The sequence below is a fragment of the Ruminococcus sp. Marseille-P6503 genome (assembly GCF_900604945.1).
Taxonomy (GTDB): Bacteria; Bacillota; Clostridia; order Oscillospirales; family Ruminococcaceae; genus FB2012.
Genome location: NZ_UWPB01000002.1, coordinates 1,125,215 through 1,143,507, shown reverse-complemented (window position 1 = coordinate 1,143,507; position 18,293 = coordinate 1,125,215). Strand labels below are relative to the sequence as shown.

17 protein-coding genes are annotated in these 18,293 nt (G+C 46.1%); 2 read left to right on the top strand and 15 right to left on the bottom strand.

All coding sequences use genetic code 11. The features are described 5' to 3' along the window. Positions 1–38: 38 nt before the first annotated feature. From EIH25_RS11420 to EIH25_RS11405, 4 genes are all read right to left on the bottom strand, one after another. Positions 39–1,649: a CTP synthase gene (locus EIH25_RS11420; RefSeq protein WP_124101160.1), complete on the bottom strand. Its 1,611-nt coding sequence runs from the start codon at positions 1,647–1,649 to the stop codon at positions 39–41. Positions 1,650–1,970: 321 nt separating this feature from the next. After that, positions 1,971–2,441 (bottom strand): peptidylprolyl isomerase, encoded by a 471-nt coding sequence (locus tag EIH25_RS11415; protein ID WP_124101159.1) that lies wholly within the window; start codon positions 2,439–2,441, stop codon positions 1,971–1,973. Positions 2,442–2,515: 74 nt separating this feature from the next. Beyond that, positions 2,516–3,028, bottom strand: coding sequence for a hypothetical protein (locus EIH25_RS11410; protein ID WP_124101158.1), 513 nt, complete (start codon positions 3,026–3,028; stop codon positions 2,516–2,518). A gap of 20 nt (positions 3,029–3,048) precedes the next feature. After that, positions 3,049–3,792, bottom strand: a complete 744-nt coding sequence (locus EIH25_RS11405) for a hypothetical protein (RefSeq protein ID WP_124101157.1) — start codon at positions 3,790–3,792, stop codon at positions 3,049–3,051. A 290-nt stretch (positions 3,793–4,082) separates the two neighbouring features. Between EIH25_RS11405 and EIH25_RS11400 the strand changes: the two genes are divergently transcribed. Further along, positions 4,083–5,753, top strand: a complete 1,671-nt coding sequence (locus EIH25_RS11400; RefSeq protein WP_124101156.1) for a hypothetical protein — start codon at positions 4,083–4,085, stop codon at positions 5,751–5,753. A gap of 87 nt (positions 5,754–5,840) precedes the next feature. Here the strand turns inward: EIH25_RS11400 and EIH25_RS11395 are convergent, their stop codons facing one another. The 7 genes from EIH25_RS11395 to dprA all read right to left on the bottom strand — a co-directional run bounded on the left by EIH25_RS11395 (position 5,841) and on the right by dprA (position 11,092). Beyond that, on the bottom strand, positions 5,841–6,332 hold the full coding sequence (locus tag EIH25_RS11395; protein ID WP_124101155.1) for a hypothetical protein: 492 nt from the start codon (positions 6,330–6,332) through the stop codon (positions 5,841–5,843). Between the two features lies 1 nt (position 6,333). Then, a complete protein-coding gene (coaD, locus tag EIH25_RS11390; RefSeq protein ID WP_124101154.1) occupies positions 6,334–6,843 on the bottom strand; it encodes a pantetheine-phosphate adenylyltransferase in 510 nt (169 codons plus the stop codon). Continuing rightward, entirely contained in the window at positions 6,844–7,398 is a 555-nt protein-coding gene (gene rsmD, locus EIH25_RS11385; protein WP_124101153.1) for a 16S rRNA (guanine(966)-N(2))-methyltransferase RsmD, read from the bottom strand. Positions 7,399–7,562: 164 nt separating this feature from the next. Continuing rightward, positions 7,563–8,552, bottom strand: coding sequence for an NPXTG-anchored protein (locus EIH25_RS11380; RefSeq protein ID WP_124101152.1), 990 nt, complete (start codon positions 8,550–8,552; stop codon positions 7,563–7,565). A 151-nt stretch (positions 8,553–8,703) separates the two neighbouring features. Then, complete coding sequence (locus tag EIH25_RS11375; RefSeq protein ID WP_124101151.1) at positions 8,704–9,465, bottom strand: SDR family oxidoreductase; 762 nt, start codon at positions 9,463–9,465, stop codon at positions 8,704–8,706. A gap of 80 nt (positions 9,466–9,545) precedes the next feature. Beyond that, entirely contained in the window at positions 9,546–10,103 is a 558-nt protein-coding gene (locus tag EIH25_RS11370; protein WP_124101150.1) for a TetR/AcrR family transcriptional regulator C-terminal domain-containing protein, read from the bottom strand. Positions 10,104–10,213: 110 nt separating this feature from the next. Further along, complete coding sequence (gene dprA / locus EIH25_RS11365; protein WP_124101149.1) at positions 10,214–11,092, bottom strand: DNA-processing protein DprA; 879 nt, start codon at positions 11,090–11,092, stop codon at positions 10,214–10,216. A 172-nt stretch (positions 11,093–11,264) separates the two neighbouring features. Between dprA and EIH25_RS11360 the strand changes: the two genes are divergently transcribed. Beyond that, a complete protein-coding gene (locus EIH25_RS11360) occupies positions 11,265–13,985 on the top strand; it encodes a glycoside hydrolase family 2 TIM barrel-domain containing protein (protein WP_124101148.1) in 2,721 nt (906 codons plus the stop codon). 203 nt (positions 13,986–14,188) lie between these two features. On the opposite strand, the gene argS is transcribed toward EIH25_RS11360, so the two are convergent. From argS to EIH25_RS11340, 4 genes are read right to left on the bottom strand one after another with little or no spacing between them, the layout of a single operon-like run. Further along, positions 14,189–15,877, bottom strand: coding sequence for an arginine--tRNA ligase (gene argS / locus EIH25_RS11355; protein WP_124101147.1), 1,689 nt, complete (start codon positions 15,875–15,877; stop codon positions 14,189–14,191). A gap of 38 nt (positions 15,878–15,915) precedes the next feature. Beyond that, positions 15,916–16,353, bottom strand: a complete 438-nt coding sequence (locus EIH25_RS11350) for a DUF1934 domain-containing protein (protein ID WP_124101146.1) — start codon at positions 16,351–16,353, stop codon at positions 15,916–15,918. Between the two features lie 23 nt (positions 16,354–16,376). Beyond that, positions 16,377–17,195 (bottom strand): glutamate racemase, encoded by an 819-nt coding sequence (gene murI / locus EIH25_RS11345; RefSeq protein WP_124101145.1) that lies wholly within the window; start codon positions 17,193–17,195, stop codon positions 16,377–16,379. Next, the gene (locus EIH25_RS11340; RefSeq protein WP_124101144.1) at positions 17,188–18,270 is read right to left on the bottom strand and encodes a D-alanine--D-alanine ligase family protein; all 1,083 of its coding nucleotides are present in this window, start codon (positions 18,268–18,270) and stop codon (positions 17,188–17,190) included. Before EIH25_RS11340 ends, murI begins: the two co-directional genes overlap by 8 nt. Positions 18,271–18,293 lie beyond the last annotated feature (23 nt).

The following is an 18,293-nucleotide window of genomic DNA, read 5'->3' as shown; positions in this document are numbered from 1 at the left end:
AACGGCTGTCCCGCAAATTGCCGGACAGCCCGCGTTATTTATTTTTCACTGTATTCTACCGCCGCTCTGATAAAATCTCTGAACAGAACCTGAGCATGGTTAGGACGGGATTTAAATTCCGGATGAAACTGAACTCCCACAAACCAAGGATGAACGTCGGCAGGAAGCTCCACGATCTCAACAAGCTTTTCGTCGGGAGACAGACCGGCAAGAACAAGACCTTTGTCAGCAAGAATTTTTCTGAATTCGTTGTTGAATTCCCAGCGGTGACGATGACGCTCATAAATAAGCGGCTCGTTGTAAATTCCGGCGCATCTTGAGCCCTCGGCAAGCTTACAGGGATACAGCCCAAGGCGCATTGTTCCTCCCTTTTCAGTAATATCCTTCTGCTCGTCCATAATATCAATTACAGGATAAGAAGTTTCTCCGAACTCGGTAGAATTTGCCCCTTCAAGTCCCGCGCAGTTTCTGGCAAACTCAATAACCGACATCTGCATTCCAAGACAGATACCGAACATAGGAATCTTGTTTTCTCTGGCATACCTTATCGCCTCGATCATACCTTCTATTCCTCTGTCGCCGAAGCCTCCCGGAACAATTATTCCGTCAACGCCCTTTAAAATATCAGGAGCGGTTTCTCTGTTTATATCCTCAGACTGAAGCCACTTTATATCAACCTCCGCCCCGTTTTCAAAGCCGCCGTGACGCAGCGCCTCGGCAACGGACAGATACGCGTCCTCCAGCTCTACATATTTTCCTACAAGACCGATAGTAACCGTTTTATCGCAGTTCTTAACCCGCTCTATCATAGCCTTCCAGCCGGCAAGGTCCGGAGTGCGGTTTTCGAGGTGAAGATGATGGCATACGACGTCGGCAAGCCCCTCCGCCTCAAGCCAGAGAGGAACCTCGTAAAGCGACGGCGCGGTAAGATTCTGGATAACGTCCTCGGGACGCACGTTGCAGAAAAGACTGATCTTTTTTTTCATATCTTCGGGAATCTCCATTTCCGAACGCAGCACAAGAACGTTAGGCTGAATCCCCATTGAAAGCAGCTCCTTTACGGAGTGCTGGGTAGGCTTTGACTTCAGCTCCTTGGAGCCTGAAATATACGGAATAAGACAAACATGGATAAACATGGCGTTATCCCTGCCTAGCTCGATATACGCCTGTCTTATAGCTTCAAGAAAAGGCGTCGACTCTATATCGCCGACCGTTCCGCCTATTTCGGTGATAACAACGTCGGTATTCGTTTCCTTGCCGACTCTGTAAAGCTTGTCCTTTATCTCATTGGTGATGTGGGGAACGACCTGAACCGTTCCTCCCAGATAATCTCCTCTTCTCTCCTTATTAAGAACGTTCCAGTAAATTTTGCCCGTGGTCACATTTGAATTAACGGAAAGATTTTCATCAATAAAACGCTCATAGTGACCGAGGTCAAGGTCCGTTTCAGCTCCGTCGTCAGTAACGAAAACCTCGCCGTGCTGATACGGCGACATTGTTCCGGGATCAACATTAATATACGGATCGAATTTCTGAATCGTAACGCTGTAGCCTCTCGCTTTCAAAAGGCGGCCCAGTGAAGCCGCGGTAATACCCTTTCCAAGACCCGAAACGACTCCGCCTGTAACAAACACATACTTAGTAGGCATAAACCTTTACCTCCGAACAGAATAAATATATCATACGCTTCCGCAAAAAACACTTTTCCGGAACAAAATAAACCTTACATATGATTATACCAAATTTTACGACAGAAAGCAAGAGGGTTATGCAAAAACCACAGCCTTTTCACAAGTAAATAAACTATGAATAATAATTTATCCGCCGGAAAGCTTAACTTAGCTAAAGAATCCATACGCAGCAAATACAAATTCCTCTCCGCAGAAGATAAGCCGGAGGTTCCTTACCTGCACAATTTATATGACGGCCAAAAACAGGGCTTTCCGAAATCCGAAAAGCCCTTGCGCGTCTTATTCAACAGTAACCTTTTTCATGACCTGAGGAACAACAGGCTTATCTCTGAAATCGGTTTTGATATTTGCTATTTCGTCAACGGCATCCATTCCCTCGACAACCTTTCCGAATGCGGCGTACTGTCCGTCAAGGTGCGGCGCATCCTCATGCATTATGAAAAACTGGGAGCCGGCGGAATTTGGATCCTGAGAGCGGGCCATTGAAACAACGCCTCTTGTATGCTTAAGACTATTGGGAACGCCGTTTGCAAGAAACTCTCCCTTGATACGCTCCTTTGGGCCTCCCATTCCCGTTCCCTGAGGGCAGCCGCCCTGAATCATGAAGCCTTTGATGACCCTGTGAAAAATCAATCCGTCATAAAAGCCTTCTTTAACAAGCTTTTCAAAATTTGCCGCTGTTATAGGAGCAACATCAGGATAAAGCTCGATTTTTATTTTCTTTCCGTTTTCCATTTCAATTACTACCATAATACATTTTCCATACTTTTAAAAGCATGGACGACCTCCGTTTCATAATGTTATAATACCAGCAGGATCGTTTCCTATTTTGACTTAGGAAGCTTTCCCTGCTTGTTGAATTCCATAAGCTGCTTAAAATACTCAGATTCAGGCGACAGCTTCTTTTTGGAAAAGATATTGCTTTTCACCATGTCCTCACAGTAGATATAATCTCTTTCCCCGTCGTTATTGACGCAGTATATCCTGTCTACAACAGCAAAACCGCCGTTTTCATCATACCTGTTTTTATCGAAACAGCAGAACATATCTCTTGCCATAAGATCGCACAGATTCAGTATCTTTGTATAATTGTCAAGCGCCGACCACTTTTCAAGCTCCTCGTGAAAAAACTCCTGCACAGGAACGTCGTTTACCTCCATTTTTCTGATTATCCGCGCAAGGCAGATAGAAGCGTCCTGATCCGTAAGCTTATCCAGCCGAGCGTTCTTATACTCAAGAATATAATCGTTAAGCGTTGCATAAAACAGCTTATCATACTGAAAAGGCTTGCCCTTTCCGGAATACTTAATAATAGGGTTATCTGTATTTATTAACAATTTCATCGCTCCTAATAAAACTATTTATTGATTTTTCTGTCTTTATATTTTTCAAGAAATTCCTGCGTTTTAGCCGCCGCCTGCTCAGCGGTAATCTCCTCGATTCCGTCGTCAGCTTCCGCACAAACTCTTGTGTCCAGCTCATTTCGTATGTAATCCTCTACTCCGCTCATCAGCTCATCAGGAACGGCTTCGATATTCTTAAAGTTCTTATCCTTGGTTACATCCTTAGGATCTTTAAGCTGAGAAAGCCCCCTTGATACCTCTTCTCCGTCCACCTGCTCAATCCCGTAGTTCTTGTCCCTTACTGCCTGAGCGCGTTTTGCCGTTTCATCAAGCATCTGATTTACTTTTCTGTCTATATCGTCAGCGTCAGCCGAAGCAATATCCTGAACATGAGTTTCAATATAACGCTTATGCTCGATCTCATACCGCTTCTCATACGCTTCCTGCGCGCTCAGCACCTCGTCAATGAACACCGGATCAACATCGTAATCAATATAAGTTTTAACAGGCTTGTTTTTCTGAGCCTCCAGCTCCGTTTCAAGCTGCTCCATTTTTTTTCTTATAGTTTCAGGGTCTATAGCCGCCGGTCCGACCGTTTCAGCAGACGGCTCGTCATATTTACTCTCTTTAATAACAACGGTTTCCGAGCCGTCCGGCTTTTTTCTGACAGGCGTATTCCAGATATCGTCCGGGTTTATCTGCGCTTTAGGAGCACCTTTAGTTTCTTCAGTTCGTTTTTTATGTCCGAATAATGCCATAAAAACTTCCCCCTTGAATTTTTTACGATACCAATAAAGTGCCTAAAGCACATACTATATCTTTATAATTATACCGCATTTAAATATAAATTGCAATAATTTTTGTACTTTTTTTCTGAAAATTTAAACGCTCATTTTTGTATGAAATTCAGTAAATTCACAGTTTTATTGTGTATTATTAACAATATATTGACATATGCGCAAGCAAAATTTGATACAATAGAATATAAGTAAAAGAATATACAATTTTATAATTTTTTTATTTTACTCACAATTAAGGGGGAATTATTTTGCCCAGCAAACTTGGAATCACAGCAACCGAGCTGTTCGCCTGCAATCCGTTCAGAATTCTCGGAGTTCCGGTAAACGCTTCACAGTCGGAAATCAACGACGCATATGCCGAAATATTAAAATTAAACGAAACCGGAGCTATAAACGGGTTCGTCTCTCCGTTTGATTTTTCATCGCTTCCGCCCTTTTCCAGAGATATCGGATCTGTAAAAAATGCATATGCAAAGCTTGCCAGCAACGGCTACAGATGCTTTGCATACGCCGACAGTCAGTTTACCGCCGCTCTGAATATCGACGACGTCGCTCTTAACCTCCGCGATATAAGCTGCTACGACTGCTTCCTCAGATGCTATATGTGGCTGGTCATAAACGACGGTGAAATGGAGGAGACCCAGCTCTGGATACAGCTTGCGGAATATATTGACAGAATGATAGCGTCCACATCGGATAACTGGACCAAGTATTTTGACGACAGATTTCCCGCCGAGATGATAGACCGGCAGCTTACGGTCTACAAATCGTTTTACACTACTTTCTGCGAAATTATACTGCTTCCTATTAAGGAGCTTGTCAGAGGCTCGATGAAATGCCGCACGGCGACGGATATACTGAAAGCAAAGGGTATAAATTTCAACGAGGAATTTCCGTATATAGAAATACCTCAGGCAAATATACCCAAAGACGGAGAAAAGCCTCCCAAGCTCAAAATCGCGCTCAAGGACGGAGACGAGTATTTTGATATTTCCAGCGGAAAGATGGTTTCATTTGAATCAGAAAATAACGCGGATATTGAGAATAATGAATTTTCAGTCGCGTCCGCTCCGATCAAAGCAGAAAGCATTATAGCCGCAGCCGATGAGTCCGACGCGGCAGACGAAGATAATCATTCTGAGCAGAACTCTTTCGGCTCCCAGAACGAAGCTGACATATCTTCATTCAGGACTTTTTCAGGGCCGGACTATGAAGACGACGAGGAATATAACGAGCCTAAGCTTCTGAGAAAACCGATAACCTTTAAAACCTTTCATGAAGAGGACGACGATTCCTACATTCAGAATCCGCCCGAAGCTGAAAACGACGCCGTAAACAAACAATCTGCGCCGGAAGTAAAAACTGCTCCCAAGCTTAAGATAAAGAAAAACCGAACAAGCCTGATCGACAATTCGGATTACATTGAAGGCGATTCGACCGATATAGTCCTTACAGACGAGCCTGATGAGGAAAACAATCTTTATACCGAAGCGCTTATTCAAATGCTCAGGGCTAACCGCAGCAAAAACCAGATGATGAAGGACGTTGATACCAGACGCGTTTTTGATAACGGCGACAGCCTGAAAAACACCGCCGAGGCAGAGCTGACGATGGACGATATAAACATGAAAAAGTACGATTCGTCGCTGCTCGCTTCTCCTTATGAAACGGATAATTCCGGCGAAGCGAATAAAATTTCACGGGAAGAAAAATTCCGCAATATAAAAATCGACGATATGCTTAACCCGTCGATAGGGGGAAAAACCTCCAGGGATTCATTCGAGCCGGACGCTATCGAAGAATTCAAAAAACAGAAGCAGCAGAAGAAAGCGTCAGTAAAATCTCTTGTTTCTTTATCAGTTATACTGGCCGTCTGCTGTATAGTTTATGTACTGCTCAGGCTCAACGATATAATTTAGCCGGAATTTAAGGCTGCATAATACAAATGCAAAACTAAAACAAAAGCTGATTCATCAAACGAATCAGCTTTTGTTTATATATGCACATCAATTTTTAGGTGAGCCTATTTTCAATACGGCAGCTTTAGTGGACGTAACATCCGAGAGGCTCTTGTTAAGCACAGCCTCGGCGTCAGAAAGAACCTTATCAAGATTCGCGGCAAGCGCGTTTCTAATATCCTTGTCCTTCGCAACGGCCTGAGCAACGATTTCGTCAGCCTGCTCTTTTGCGCGCTTAAGCTGCTCCTTGGCTATATCCGTAGCCTGCTTGATTACTTCCTGCTCGGAAACCAGAACCTTGGCGCGCTCCTCAGCCTTTCTTATTATCTCCTCGGATTTTTTATTGGCCTCGGATATAATATTGTTTTTGTCGCGGGTCATATCCTTTGCTCTCTTGATCTCTCCGGGCATATTAAGTCTTATACTGTCGATATACTCTCTCATCTGCTCGCAGTCGATCATCTTCTTGTTTGAAAAGGGTACAGACGAGGACTTATCAAGCAAACCGTCCATCAGATCCAGAATTTCTTCAATGTTCATTTTATGACTTCCTTTCATTATTCCTTATATTCCCGGCAAGACGCTCGGTAATAAAATCAAGTATTTCAGGCGGAACAAATCCGCTTATATCTCCTCCAAGGCTGGCAATTTCCTTTACCACGCTTGACGAAAGATACATATTTTCGCTGCTGGTGGTGAGAAACACCGTTTCCGCGTCGGCGTACAGCTTTTTGTTTGCCAAAGCCATCTGAAATTCATATTCAAAGTCGGATACCGCCCGCAGACCCTTGACGATCGCGCACGCTCCCGTTTGCTTCAGATACTCGGCAAGCAGTCCCTCGTTGCAGTCCACCACAACGTTATCAAGATGTCCGGTCACGGATCTTATCATCTGCATCCGCTCTGTGATCATAAAGCTTGACGCAGTTTTGCTTGCATTGAAGGACACAAGCACGATTACCTTATCAAAAAGCTTTGAAGCGCGGTTTATTATGTCCAGATGTCCTACCGTTACGGGATCAAAGCTTCCGGGACAAACAGCAATTCTCATTTATACCTCATCTTCCTCATCGGGTATTTTATAAACCGTCACAGCGATCTTCCCGTACTTATAGCGTTTTCTTACAGTTAATCTTCCGTAGCTGTCGTTAAGCGTCAGCTCTTTCTCATGCTCGCACACTGCCAGACCGCCCGGATTCATTTTTTGGTCCAGCTCCGGCAGCGCCTTTTCCAGCAGCCCCGTTCTGTAAGGAGGATCAAGCAGCGCTATATCGAAGCCTGGCTTAGCGACCTTAAGATACTCAAGACTGTCCATATTAAGCACCCTTGCAGACTGAACAAAGCCGCATTTATTCAGGTTATCCTTCACTATATCCACAGCGCTTCTGTTTTTATCAATAAAAACGCAGTGCGACGCCCCCCTGCTCAGCGCTTCTATTCCAAGCTGACCGCTTCCGGCAAACAGATCCAAAACGCTGGCTCCGGGGCAGTCAAACTGTATGATCGAAAAAATAGCCTCTTTGACCATATCGGAAGTAGGACGTACATCCAGTCCGTCCAGAGTTTTCAGCTTCTTTCCTCTGGCAGCTCCGGTAATAACTCTCATAAAACAAACCTCAATAACTAAATTATGTATTAATTATACTATAAATCGCCGGCTTTGTCTATAGCTAAATTTGATTTTTTTAGACGAACGCTGTAAATTCATCAGTTTTCACATAAAAAAAGAACTCCGAAGCCGGAGTTCTTTGAAAATTCTATAGAAATTAATTATTTCTTCTTAGCAACTACGATAGCAGCGCCTGCAAGAGCGATACCTGCAAGAGCGATACCTGCAGCGGCGCCGGTAGGCTGGTTGGTATTGTCGGAAGTGCCGTTAGCTGTAGAAGTGGTTGTAGACGGCTTCGATGTAGAAGCTGATGTTGAAGTCGTAGCGGAATCCGCAGAAGAAGCTGCCTCAGACTCGGTTGTATCCGCAGCGCTGCTTTCCTCAGCAGGAGCCTCAGCTAAGCCTTCGATCGTGAAAGTAACAGAAATGTTGCCGTCCTGCGCAGGCAGGGCAGTTTCATCAATCGTGCTGTCGCCGTATGCATTGATAATAGCGATCGTAAGATAATCTGAATCAGACTTGAAACATACCGCGTCCTGAGGTGTATATTCAGTACCGCACATATCAACTACAACGTCCTTAACGGTTACTGCCTTATCGTTAACCAGAGGCTGATCGTTGTCGTCGTATGTACAAGGAATATCAGTCGTTACAAGAACCGTATTGAACTTTGTAGTTGTAGCAGGATCTGCGCCAACCCATTCGATCTGATCCTGAGTAATCTCAGTCTCTTCAGACTCTGCCGGAGCGTAAGCAGTCAGCATAGACCAAGGAGAACCTGCTCTTGTAAGCGTCTTCTCTTCGTCAAGATAGAAGCCGTTATCATCCTTATCAGCATATTCAGGATTCTCTTCTTTGATCGTACCGCTTGTAGCGATAGAAACAGTATAAGTACCGTCGTATTCAAATGATACGTCCGTGCAGTTAGCTTCGGTATCAAGACCGTATCCGCCGCCCTGAACGCCGACAGCCTTAGCCGGGAACTGCGCTACACCGCTCTCCTCGCCGTTCTCATAATACGGGTTACGAAAGTTCCAAGTATCAGCAGTCTGGAAAGCAATTCCTGCATTATATGCAGAAGCGGAAACAGCAAAAGCAGTCATAGCTATAGCAGAAGCAGCCATACCTGCAAAAATCTTTCTGAGTTTCATAGATATAAAACTTCCTTTCTAAATTAAGTATATCTATATTGTACTTTATTTTTTTCTATATTTCAACTGACTTATTGAACAAATTTGATAACGTTTTCTTATATAAATTTGACAAAAAATCATCAGAATTTTTGTCGCCGCCTCCCTGCTTTTATTTAATCTTTTTATGCTGAATGTTTCCGGTTATGAAGAGCAGAGCTCTCTTTGGCAGCAGTCTGGCTGCTACGGTTCCTACCCCCAGCAGCTTTTCAGGCACAATAATCATTTTTCCTGCAAAAAGACCGTCTACAGCATTTACAGCGCAAATTCGGGGGCTTATGCTTTTTACCCCGAAGCTGCAGCCGGCAACGTCGTTGAATTCAGTGTCCACAGGTCCCGGACAAAGCGCCGACAGCTGAACCCTGCTGCGCGCGCGCCTTAGCTCCTCGTTTACGGCGCAGGTCATATTCACCACATAGGATTTCGTAGCGTAATAGGAAGCCATCATAGGGCCTCCTGCCATAAGTCCGGCGGAGGACGCAACATTCAGTATATATCCGCGATTGCGTTTTTGAAAATCCCTGAGAAAGAGCTTAGTCAGAATATGCACCGCCTTACAGTTCACATCTATCATTTTCAGTTCTTTTTCAAGGTCGGTGCTGCTGAACTGACCGATATCCCCGAACCCTGCGTTGTTTACCAGTACGGACACATTCCGCCCTGACGCTTTGCGGTAAAGCTCGCGGCACTGCTCTGTATCCGAAAGGTCGGCGGGTATAACGGTAACTTCGCCTTTCAGCTGTTCTTTAAGCTCCCTGAGCCTGTCCTCTCGTCTTGCGGATATAATCAGATCATATCCTCTCCTGTTAAGCTCAATAGCAATTTCACGTCCTATTCCTGAGCTTGCGCCCGTTACAAGTGCCGTTTTTTTCATAATTCAAGCCTTTCCAAAACAAAATACCATATCAATGCGGCGTTAAAACAAGCTTTGACCGCACGAAGCGAAAATGACTTTTAAAGGTTCTCCCTGAAGCCCTCACCGATAAGCACATTTTCAAAAGCAAGCTCCTTTATCCTGCTTACCAGAACGGCAGGCGGCTCCTTCATGCCCTTTACCGCCCAGTCGATAATAACTCCGCAGAAACCGTGAGAATAATAATCCGCGAAGAAATCAGCCTTGCTTCTCGTCGCCATCTTTTTTACCGCGTGATGTATAAACTTAACGAACAGTCTGTGCATTATCTTATACAGATGATTTTCAAACGTTCTGTCCGAGCTTTTCAGCGCGCTGCAATAAAACCCCTTGTCGTTCTTCATGCTCACCAGAAACGCTTCAAGACTTTTCTCCCAGTTGTGAAAGCCGACGCCGCTGTTAAAATGCACAAACAGCTCATTATAGTATATCCAGTCCAGCAGCTCATATTTATCCTGAAAATGATAATAAAAAGACTGACGGTTCAATCCGCACTCGCCGGTTATATCCGAAATTGAAATTTTTTCTAAGGGTCTTTCCCTGCACAGCTTTTTCAGCGCGTCTGCAAGAGCCCCCTTTGTTACAGTTGAACTTGACATTATCTTACCTTTCTTGGAAATTGCGTCTGCTGCCGCAGCCGTCCGTAATTGATAATATTATTATAACATTATCAATTCCAAAAATCAATAAACAAATTATTTAATATGTTTTAATATCGGCTGTTTTCTCCGAGCCGGCTGATTATATCCTCCGGAGAAAGCAGCAGCTCCGCGCCGTCCCTCAGCAGCGCCGTCTGTCCCTGATATTGGGGAGCGTAAATATCTCTCGGAGGAAGCACAAAAATATCCTTGCCCTGTTCCGCCGCATGATATGCGGTATTCAGCGCCCCGCTTACGGCGGACGCCTGCATACACACCACCGCCTCGGAAAGGGCGGAGCAAATACGGTTCCTGATCTTGAAGTTTTCAGGACATGGTCTTTGAGCAGGGAAATATTCCGATATTACCGCGCCGTTCTCGCATATACCGCGTTTAAGCGCTCCGGAATTCCGGGGATAATCATATTCCGTTCCGCAGCCAAGAACGGCTACGGTTTTTCCGCCCGCGCTGATCGCCGCCTCATGCGCCGCGGTATCTATTCCCCTCGCAAAGCCGCTTATAACGACAACGCCGTTTCGGGCAAGCTCGTATGAAACGCGTTTTGTACAGTTTAGCGAATATTCGTCCGGATCTCTTGCTCCTATTACCGCCGCAGACCGTTCAAAGCCGATTTCCTCTAGCCTGCCCTTTGCAAACAAAACCGACGGCGGATTCACTATATTCCTCAGCTTTGCGGGATAACCCTTGTCCTCAGGACAGAATACTTCCGTTCCTGTTCCGCGGCAGTATTCCAACAACTCCTCCGCCTGTCTTAGTGAAGCGGAGCCGAGCGAGCCTGCCTCCGCGTCCGACATATACCTCTGAGCTTCTTTCATATTATTATATAAGCTCTGAACCGAATCGTATCTTGAGAGCAGATCCCACTTCCGCGGATTACAGGGTGAAAAACCGATAGTAAGCCACATATAGTATATTTTTTCATCCGACAAAGCGTCCGCCCCTTTCCTTTTCTTTTATTGTATCATATTCTTTTATGTATTTCAACAATATTTAAGTGCAAAATATTCAAAAATCGCAAAAACTGTTGCGGACCGCATGAAAGTGTGCTATAATATCATCATTATATAAGGGACAGTTTAACTTGTCGGAAAGGACAGAATTATGATAAAGAAATATGATTTAAGCGGAAGCTGGCAGCTGACTCTCGATAAGGACTGCAAAGGCGGCGCCCTTGATTTTACGGACAGCATAACGCTTCCCGACACCACCTCAAACGCCCGCAAGGGAGAGTATAACCCAAAGCGTGAAACCGGATTTCTCACTGATACCTACAAGTTTGAGGGCTGGGCGTGGTTCAGAAGAACTGTCGAGCTTTCGGATACGGAAAATAAAGTGGTAAAGCTTTTCCTTGAGCGCACGAGAATCACTACGCTCTATATCGACGGAACAGAGATCGGAACTCAGGAAAGCCTGTGCTCGCCTCATGTATACGATATTACCGACTATATTTCGGACGGCTCTCATGAGATAGTTATCCGCGTATCAAATGTCGGCTATAAAACCAAGGGAGGACATCTTACCTCTCCTGACACGCAGACCAACTGGAACGGAATCACCGGCAGAATGGAGCTTCAGCTCTTTGAAAAAAATCATGCTGAAAACGTAATGATATACCCTGACGTTACCGCAAAGACCTTCAGAGTCACTGCCGATATGACCGGCGACAGCAGCGGTACGGCGTTTATTTCTGCGCAGAGCTTTAACGGATCGCTTATTCACTGTCCTGAAACCGTTGAAATATCATATTCCGGCGGCAGGCTCGACTGCGTTTACAAGCTGGGCGAAAACGCGCTTTTCTGGAGCGAGCATGAACCGAATCTTTACAGTCTGAAAATTGCCGTCGGGGACGATATATTCACGCAAACCGTAGGACTCAGGGATTTCAGAGCCTGCGGGGACAAGTTTGAGATAAACGGAAAGAAAACCCTTCTCCGCGGAAAGCACGACGGTATGATATTTCCTAAGACCGGCTATGCTCCCACAGAGCTTGAAGAGTGGCTCAGGATAATGAAGATATCAAAGGATTACGGCATGAATCACTACCGCTATCATACCTGCTGCCCTCCCGAGGCGGCGTTTGAAGCGGCAGATATACTGGGAATATACATGGAGCCGCAGCTTCCGTTCTGGGGAACTATTGCAGCTCCCGGAGAGGAAGGCTATAACGAGGAGGAGCAGCAGTTCCTGATAGACGAAGGCTTCAATATGCTTAAAGCCTTCGGCAACCATCCCTCCTACTGCATGATGTCGATGGGCAACGAGCTTTGGGGCTCAAAGGAGCGTATCAACGATATTATAGGCGGATTCAAAAAATTTGACGCAAGACATCTGTATACTCAGGGTTCAAATAATTTTCAGTGGTTCCCTAATGTTGTGGAAAACGACGACTTCTTTGTCGGAGTCCGTCTTGCCAAGGACAGACTGATAAGAGGCTCTTACGCAATGTGCGACGCTCCGCTCGGGCATATTCAGACCGATAAGCCCTCCACAACGCACGATTACGACAGCGCCGTCTGCCCCGCCAGAGCGTCTGAAAGTACGGAGGCGTCGGCAGACGGAACCGTCCAGATACAATACGGAACCACAATGAAAACCGTTAAGGCCAGCGAAGCGGACGCCGATTTTATCCCGGAGGTTCCGATACTCACCCATGAGATAGGACAGTATGAAACCTATCCGAATTTTGACGAAATTGAAAAATATACCGGTTCGCTCAAGGCCAGAAACTTTGAGGTGTTCAGAGAACGGCTTGATGAAAAGGGTCTGCTCGCGCTTGCTGAGGACTACTTTGAATGTTCCGGAAAGCTGGCTGTCCAGTGCTACAAGGAGGAGCTTGAAGCCGTTTTCCGTTCAAGAAGGCTCGCCGGCTTTCAGATACTTGACATTCAGGATTTCAGCGGACAGGGCACCGCTCTGGTAGGAGTGCTTGACGCGTTTATGGACAGCAAGGGTCTTATTTCAGATGAGGAGTGGAGAGAATTTTGCAGCGACGCCGTGCTTATGGCGAGATTTGATTCCTACGCTTTCCAATGCGCTCAGCCCTTTAATGCCAAAATAGAGCTTGCCTATTTCCGTCCCCAGCCCATTGACGGAAAAGTTCTGTGCTGGGAAATAAGCGGCGGCAGCTTCGGCAGCTGCTCAGGCGAAAGCATAATAAGAGGAGAGGGAAACTATTTCGATATAACCGATATTGAAATAGCCGTTCCTGAGATCGACAGTCCGGAAAAGCTTACGTTCAGGCTGTGGATCAAGGATACTGATATCAAAAACCGCTACGAGCTTATGGTTTACCCAAGGCTTGAAGAGATCAACCTTGAGGGCGCCTATATTTTTGAGCGCATCAACAGCGAGGCGGAAGAGCTGCTGAAAAGCGGAAAAACTGTGCTTGTTCTTCCCGACCTTTCAAAGCTTGAAAATTCAATCGAAGGCTTCTACTGTCAGGATTTCTGGTGCTATCATATGTTCAGGCAGATCTCTGAAATGATGAAAAAGCCGGAGCCTGTAGGAACAATGGGTCTGCTTATCAACAGCAGGCACAAAGCGCTGGAGCATTTCCCATCCGAAAAATGGTCAACTCCCCAGTGGTTTGATATAGTAATGAATTCGCGATCCGAAATACTCGACGAAAACTATGACGGCAAAAACATAATAGTTCAGACAATAGATAATTTTGAACGGAATCACCGTCTGGGCCTTCTTTACGAATATGAGCGCCTCGGCGGCAAGGTCGTCGTCTGCAACTGCGATTTTGAGAAGCTGTCCCATTCGCCTGAGGGCAGACAATTCATTTATTCTGTAATTAATTATGTAAAGCAATATTGATCCTTCAGAATACATAAATGGCAGGACCCGATAACCTGTCCTGTCATACAGAACGCAGAATCCCTCCTATGGTTTACAGGTTACCATAGGAGGGATCTTCTTTTCAATGTGTTATAAGCAGTTATTTTAAATGCAGAAAACTGCTCTCGGCTTATACTGATCCGTTTTTTCCGGACAGCAGCATGGCTTTTTAGATAAAGCCTCTACATACTCTTCGGGCAGGTTATTTTCAGCATATCGAGAATGTTGCTTATTACCTGCTTTACCGCCAGCGAAAGCGATACTCTCGCCTGAAGAATATCGTCAGGCTCACCCATAACGCGGCAGTTAGTGTAGAACTTATGATACATAGTGGCAAGCTCAACGGCGTATCTCGTCATTTTTGCCGGATCGTAATTTCTTGCGGATTCGTCCACGGCGTTAGGGAGCGTAGCCATATATTTTATAATTTCAAGCTCCTCGGGAGCCTTGAGCTGCGATAGGAAGCTGCCGTCGGGAGTTTTTATTTCAATTCCTTCCTCCTCAAGCTTTCTGAGCACCGAACAGATTCTGGCGTGAGCGTACTGAACATAGTAAACAGGATTCTGCGAGGTCTGGGAAACCGCCAAGTCAAGGTCAAAATCAAACTGGGAGTTAGGCTCGCGGAGATTGAAGAAAAATCTTGCCGCGTCGATCGGAATTTCCTCCAGCAGAGTAGACAGAGTTACCGCCTTTCCGGAACGCTTTGACAGCTTGTACTTTTCGCCGTTGCGCACAAGGTTTACCATCTGCATTATAACCATATCAAGCCTGTCGGCGTTGATTCCCAGCGCGGTCATCGCCGCTTTCATTCTGGGAATATAGCCGTGGTGGTCGGCTCCGAGAATATCTATAGCTATGTCGTATCCTCTTGTAACAAGCTTATTATAATGATAGGCTATATCAGGCACCAGGTATGTCGGCACGCCGTTGGCACGCACAAGCACCCGGTCCTTATCATCGCCCAGCTCGGAGGATCTGAACCAGAGGGCGCCCTCCTGCTCATAGGTATAGCCGCTTGCCTTTAATTTTTCTATTATATCCTTAACAGCGCCGTTATTATGCAGTTCGCTTTCCTTAAACCATTTGTCGTAAGTAATTCTGTATTTTCCAAGATCCTTTTCAAGATTGGCTATGTTGATTGGAAGCGCATAGTCGCAGAGCGCCTGCCGTCTTTCCCCGCTTTCGCGGGAAACGTACTTATCTCCGTAAAGCTTTGCAAAATTTTTGGCGTGCGCCGTAATATCCTCTCCCAGATAAGCGTCCTCCGGCATCTGTATATCGGGCTTATAAAGCTGCAGGTACCGTACCTCAAGAGAGGTCTTGAACTTTTCTATCTGGTTTCCGGCGTCGTTTACATAAAATTCTCTCGACACCTCGTAGCCCGCCTTTTCAAGCACCGACGCCAGACAGTCGCCGATAGCTCCTCCCCTGGCGTTGCCGATGTGCATAGGTCCCGTAGGATTTGCCGATACAAATTCTACCAGAACTTTTTTTCCATGGCCGGTCTGAGTCCTTCCGTAATCGCCGCCCTCTGCTATAACGGAAGCCACTACCTCGGAGAACCATTGAGGCGCAAGGAAAAAATTGATAAACCCTGCTCCCGCGACCTCGCACCTTTCAAAAAACGAGCCGCCCAAATAAAGCCTTTTAACGATCTGATCCGCTATATTTCTCGGAGCCGTTCTGAACGCCCTGGCGCAGACCATTGCGGCGTTTGTTGAAATATCTCCGTTTTTAGGATCGGCAGGTATCTCAACGTTGAACGATGGTATCGGCTCTGCCGGAAACACCCCCTCGGAAACGCATTCCCCGAGAGCCTTCATAACAAGCTCCCGCACCTGCTCGTGAGCTTCTTTTATAAGATTTGACATTTCTTAAACATTCCTTTCAATTTGAATAGAAGGTATGGCTATATTTCCTTGCTTTCTGACGCTTTCACATCTATAGAGATCGCAAAATCGCCTATATAGCTTGAGTTGACATCGACCACATATCTGAACTCCAGATGTCCTCCCCGCTCGGTTACGGTGTTCCTGATTTCTTTGGCGTTTACGCCGACCATAAAAGCCCCGTACGGAGTGCCGTAATGACAATGGTGCTTCTTTCCCGGCTCTATAACAAGATTTGACGATACCGTACCCGAACGGGTCATCACGATTTTTTTGCTTCCGGTGACCTCCAGCCTTGTAACCGCTCCCTCAAATCCGGTAGCTTCGGTTTCATCGTAGGAAAGAACATATCCGTCCGCCGTTTTTTTATATTTTCCCTGAGTTATAAGCTCTGTCTGCTCGGTATCATTCCCGTCAGACTGAGTGCTTATAAGCGAAATTGTAACGTCCTTTTTCAAAATCTAACCTCTTTCGCCCGCCGTCATAGGGCGAGACTGCATTTTGATATTGTGATATTTTTATTGTTTCCCAGAAAGGCGCCTACATTCTCGGCGAAAAGCTCAACGCTGTCCGTACAGTAAAGCTCCAGCGTTCCGTTCTGCTCCCTGTCGCTCAGAGCGTCGTTGAACGAAAGTATCTTCTGGGCGTGCTTTGCGACCTCTGCTCCTGAGGATATAAGCTTGACCCCTTCGCCCATAACCTCGGCAATAACGTCCTTCAGCATGGGATAATGAGTGCAGCCCAGTATCAAAGTATCTACCTTTTCCCTTATCATTACCTCAAGATATTCCTGAGCGATCAGCTTTGACACCCGGTTATCCGGAGATGTGTATCCGTTCTCCACCAGCGGCACAAACATGGGACACGCTTTGCCGACGACCTTGATATCCGGCTTCATTTCATGTATTGCTTTTCCGTAACAGCCGCTCCTTATCGTTGCGGGAGTACCTATGACGCCGATCCTGTTGTTCTGGGTAGACGCGCACGCCGCGTGAACGGCAGGATAAATTACGCCGCTGAACTCGGTTATGGAAGTCCCCTCAAATATTGGAGTGGTCATAAGCACTGACGAAACCGTTCCGCAAGCCACAAGCACCATTTTGACATTATGCTGCTCAAGGAACTTAATGTCCTGCCTGCCGTACTGGGCGATAAGCTCCTTGCTTTTCGTTCCGTAGGGAACTCTCGCGGTGTCCCCCAGATATACGATATTTTCATTAGGCATAAGACGCGCCAGCTCTTTGACGCAGGTAAGTCCGCCTACTCCGGAATCGAAAACTCCAATAGCCGCGTTATTCATAATCAAAGTCCGCCCTTTCAAAAGCAAGCTTTATCAGTCTGTCCTCCTGCTGCCGGGGAGAAAGCCCCTCGTGCTCCATAAGCTGAGGATACATACTGATAGGAGTATGACCGGGCAGAGTGTTTATTTCATTGAGTATCACATCTCCGTTTTCACAGAGGAAGAAATCCACTCTCGCAAGACCCTCGCAGCCCATCAGCTTATAAGCCCTGACAGCCGTTTCCCTGAGCTTTGCAGAGGCTTCCGCGCTTATATCCGCGGGTATTACCGTCATAGACTGAGGATTCTCATACTTGGCCTCGTAATCATAGAAATCATTGGCGGCTTTTATCTCGCCTATAGCGGAAGCGAAAGGGCTGTCGTTTCCCATAACGGCGCATTCACATTCAACGCCGGTTATCCCTTCCTCGACAACGACCTTTTTATCATGAGCAAACGCAAGCTTTATTCCCGCAATAAGCCCGCTTCTGTCCGAAACCTTTGAAATTCCGACAGAGGAGCCGCAGTTTGCAGGCTTCACAAACATAGGATATGTAAGCTTTTCTTCCATTTCATCGCATTTTGAGGAAAGCTCGCCGTCAAGCTGGCTTTCAAGTATCGTGACCCACTTTGCCGTGCGTATTCCGTTTGCCTCCAGAACAGTGTGGGTAATATCCTTATCCATACACATTGCAGACGACAAGCAATCGCAGCCCACATACGGTATCTCAGACAGCTGAAACAGTCCCTGTATAGTTCCGTCCTCGCCGTTTTTGCCGTGAAGCACAGGAAAAACGCAATCGACCTTTACATTCTGCACGGTCCCGTCCTGTCTTATCGCGAGAAAGCCCTTATGCAGAGGATCCGGACTCAATACGCAGGGTACGTTATCGGGATGCTGCTCCCATTTCCCCGTAGGTATCTCGTCGGTACTTCCTATATATTTAAGCCAGTGACCTTTTTTGGTTATGCCTATGCAGGTCACCTCGTATTTATCTCTGGGAATACTTCCGATCACATGAGCCGCGGATACTAAAGATACCTCGTGCTCGTTTGACTTTCCGCCGAAAATAACGGCTACTCTTAATTTTGCCATATATTTCATCGCCTTCCGCAATT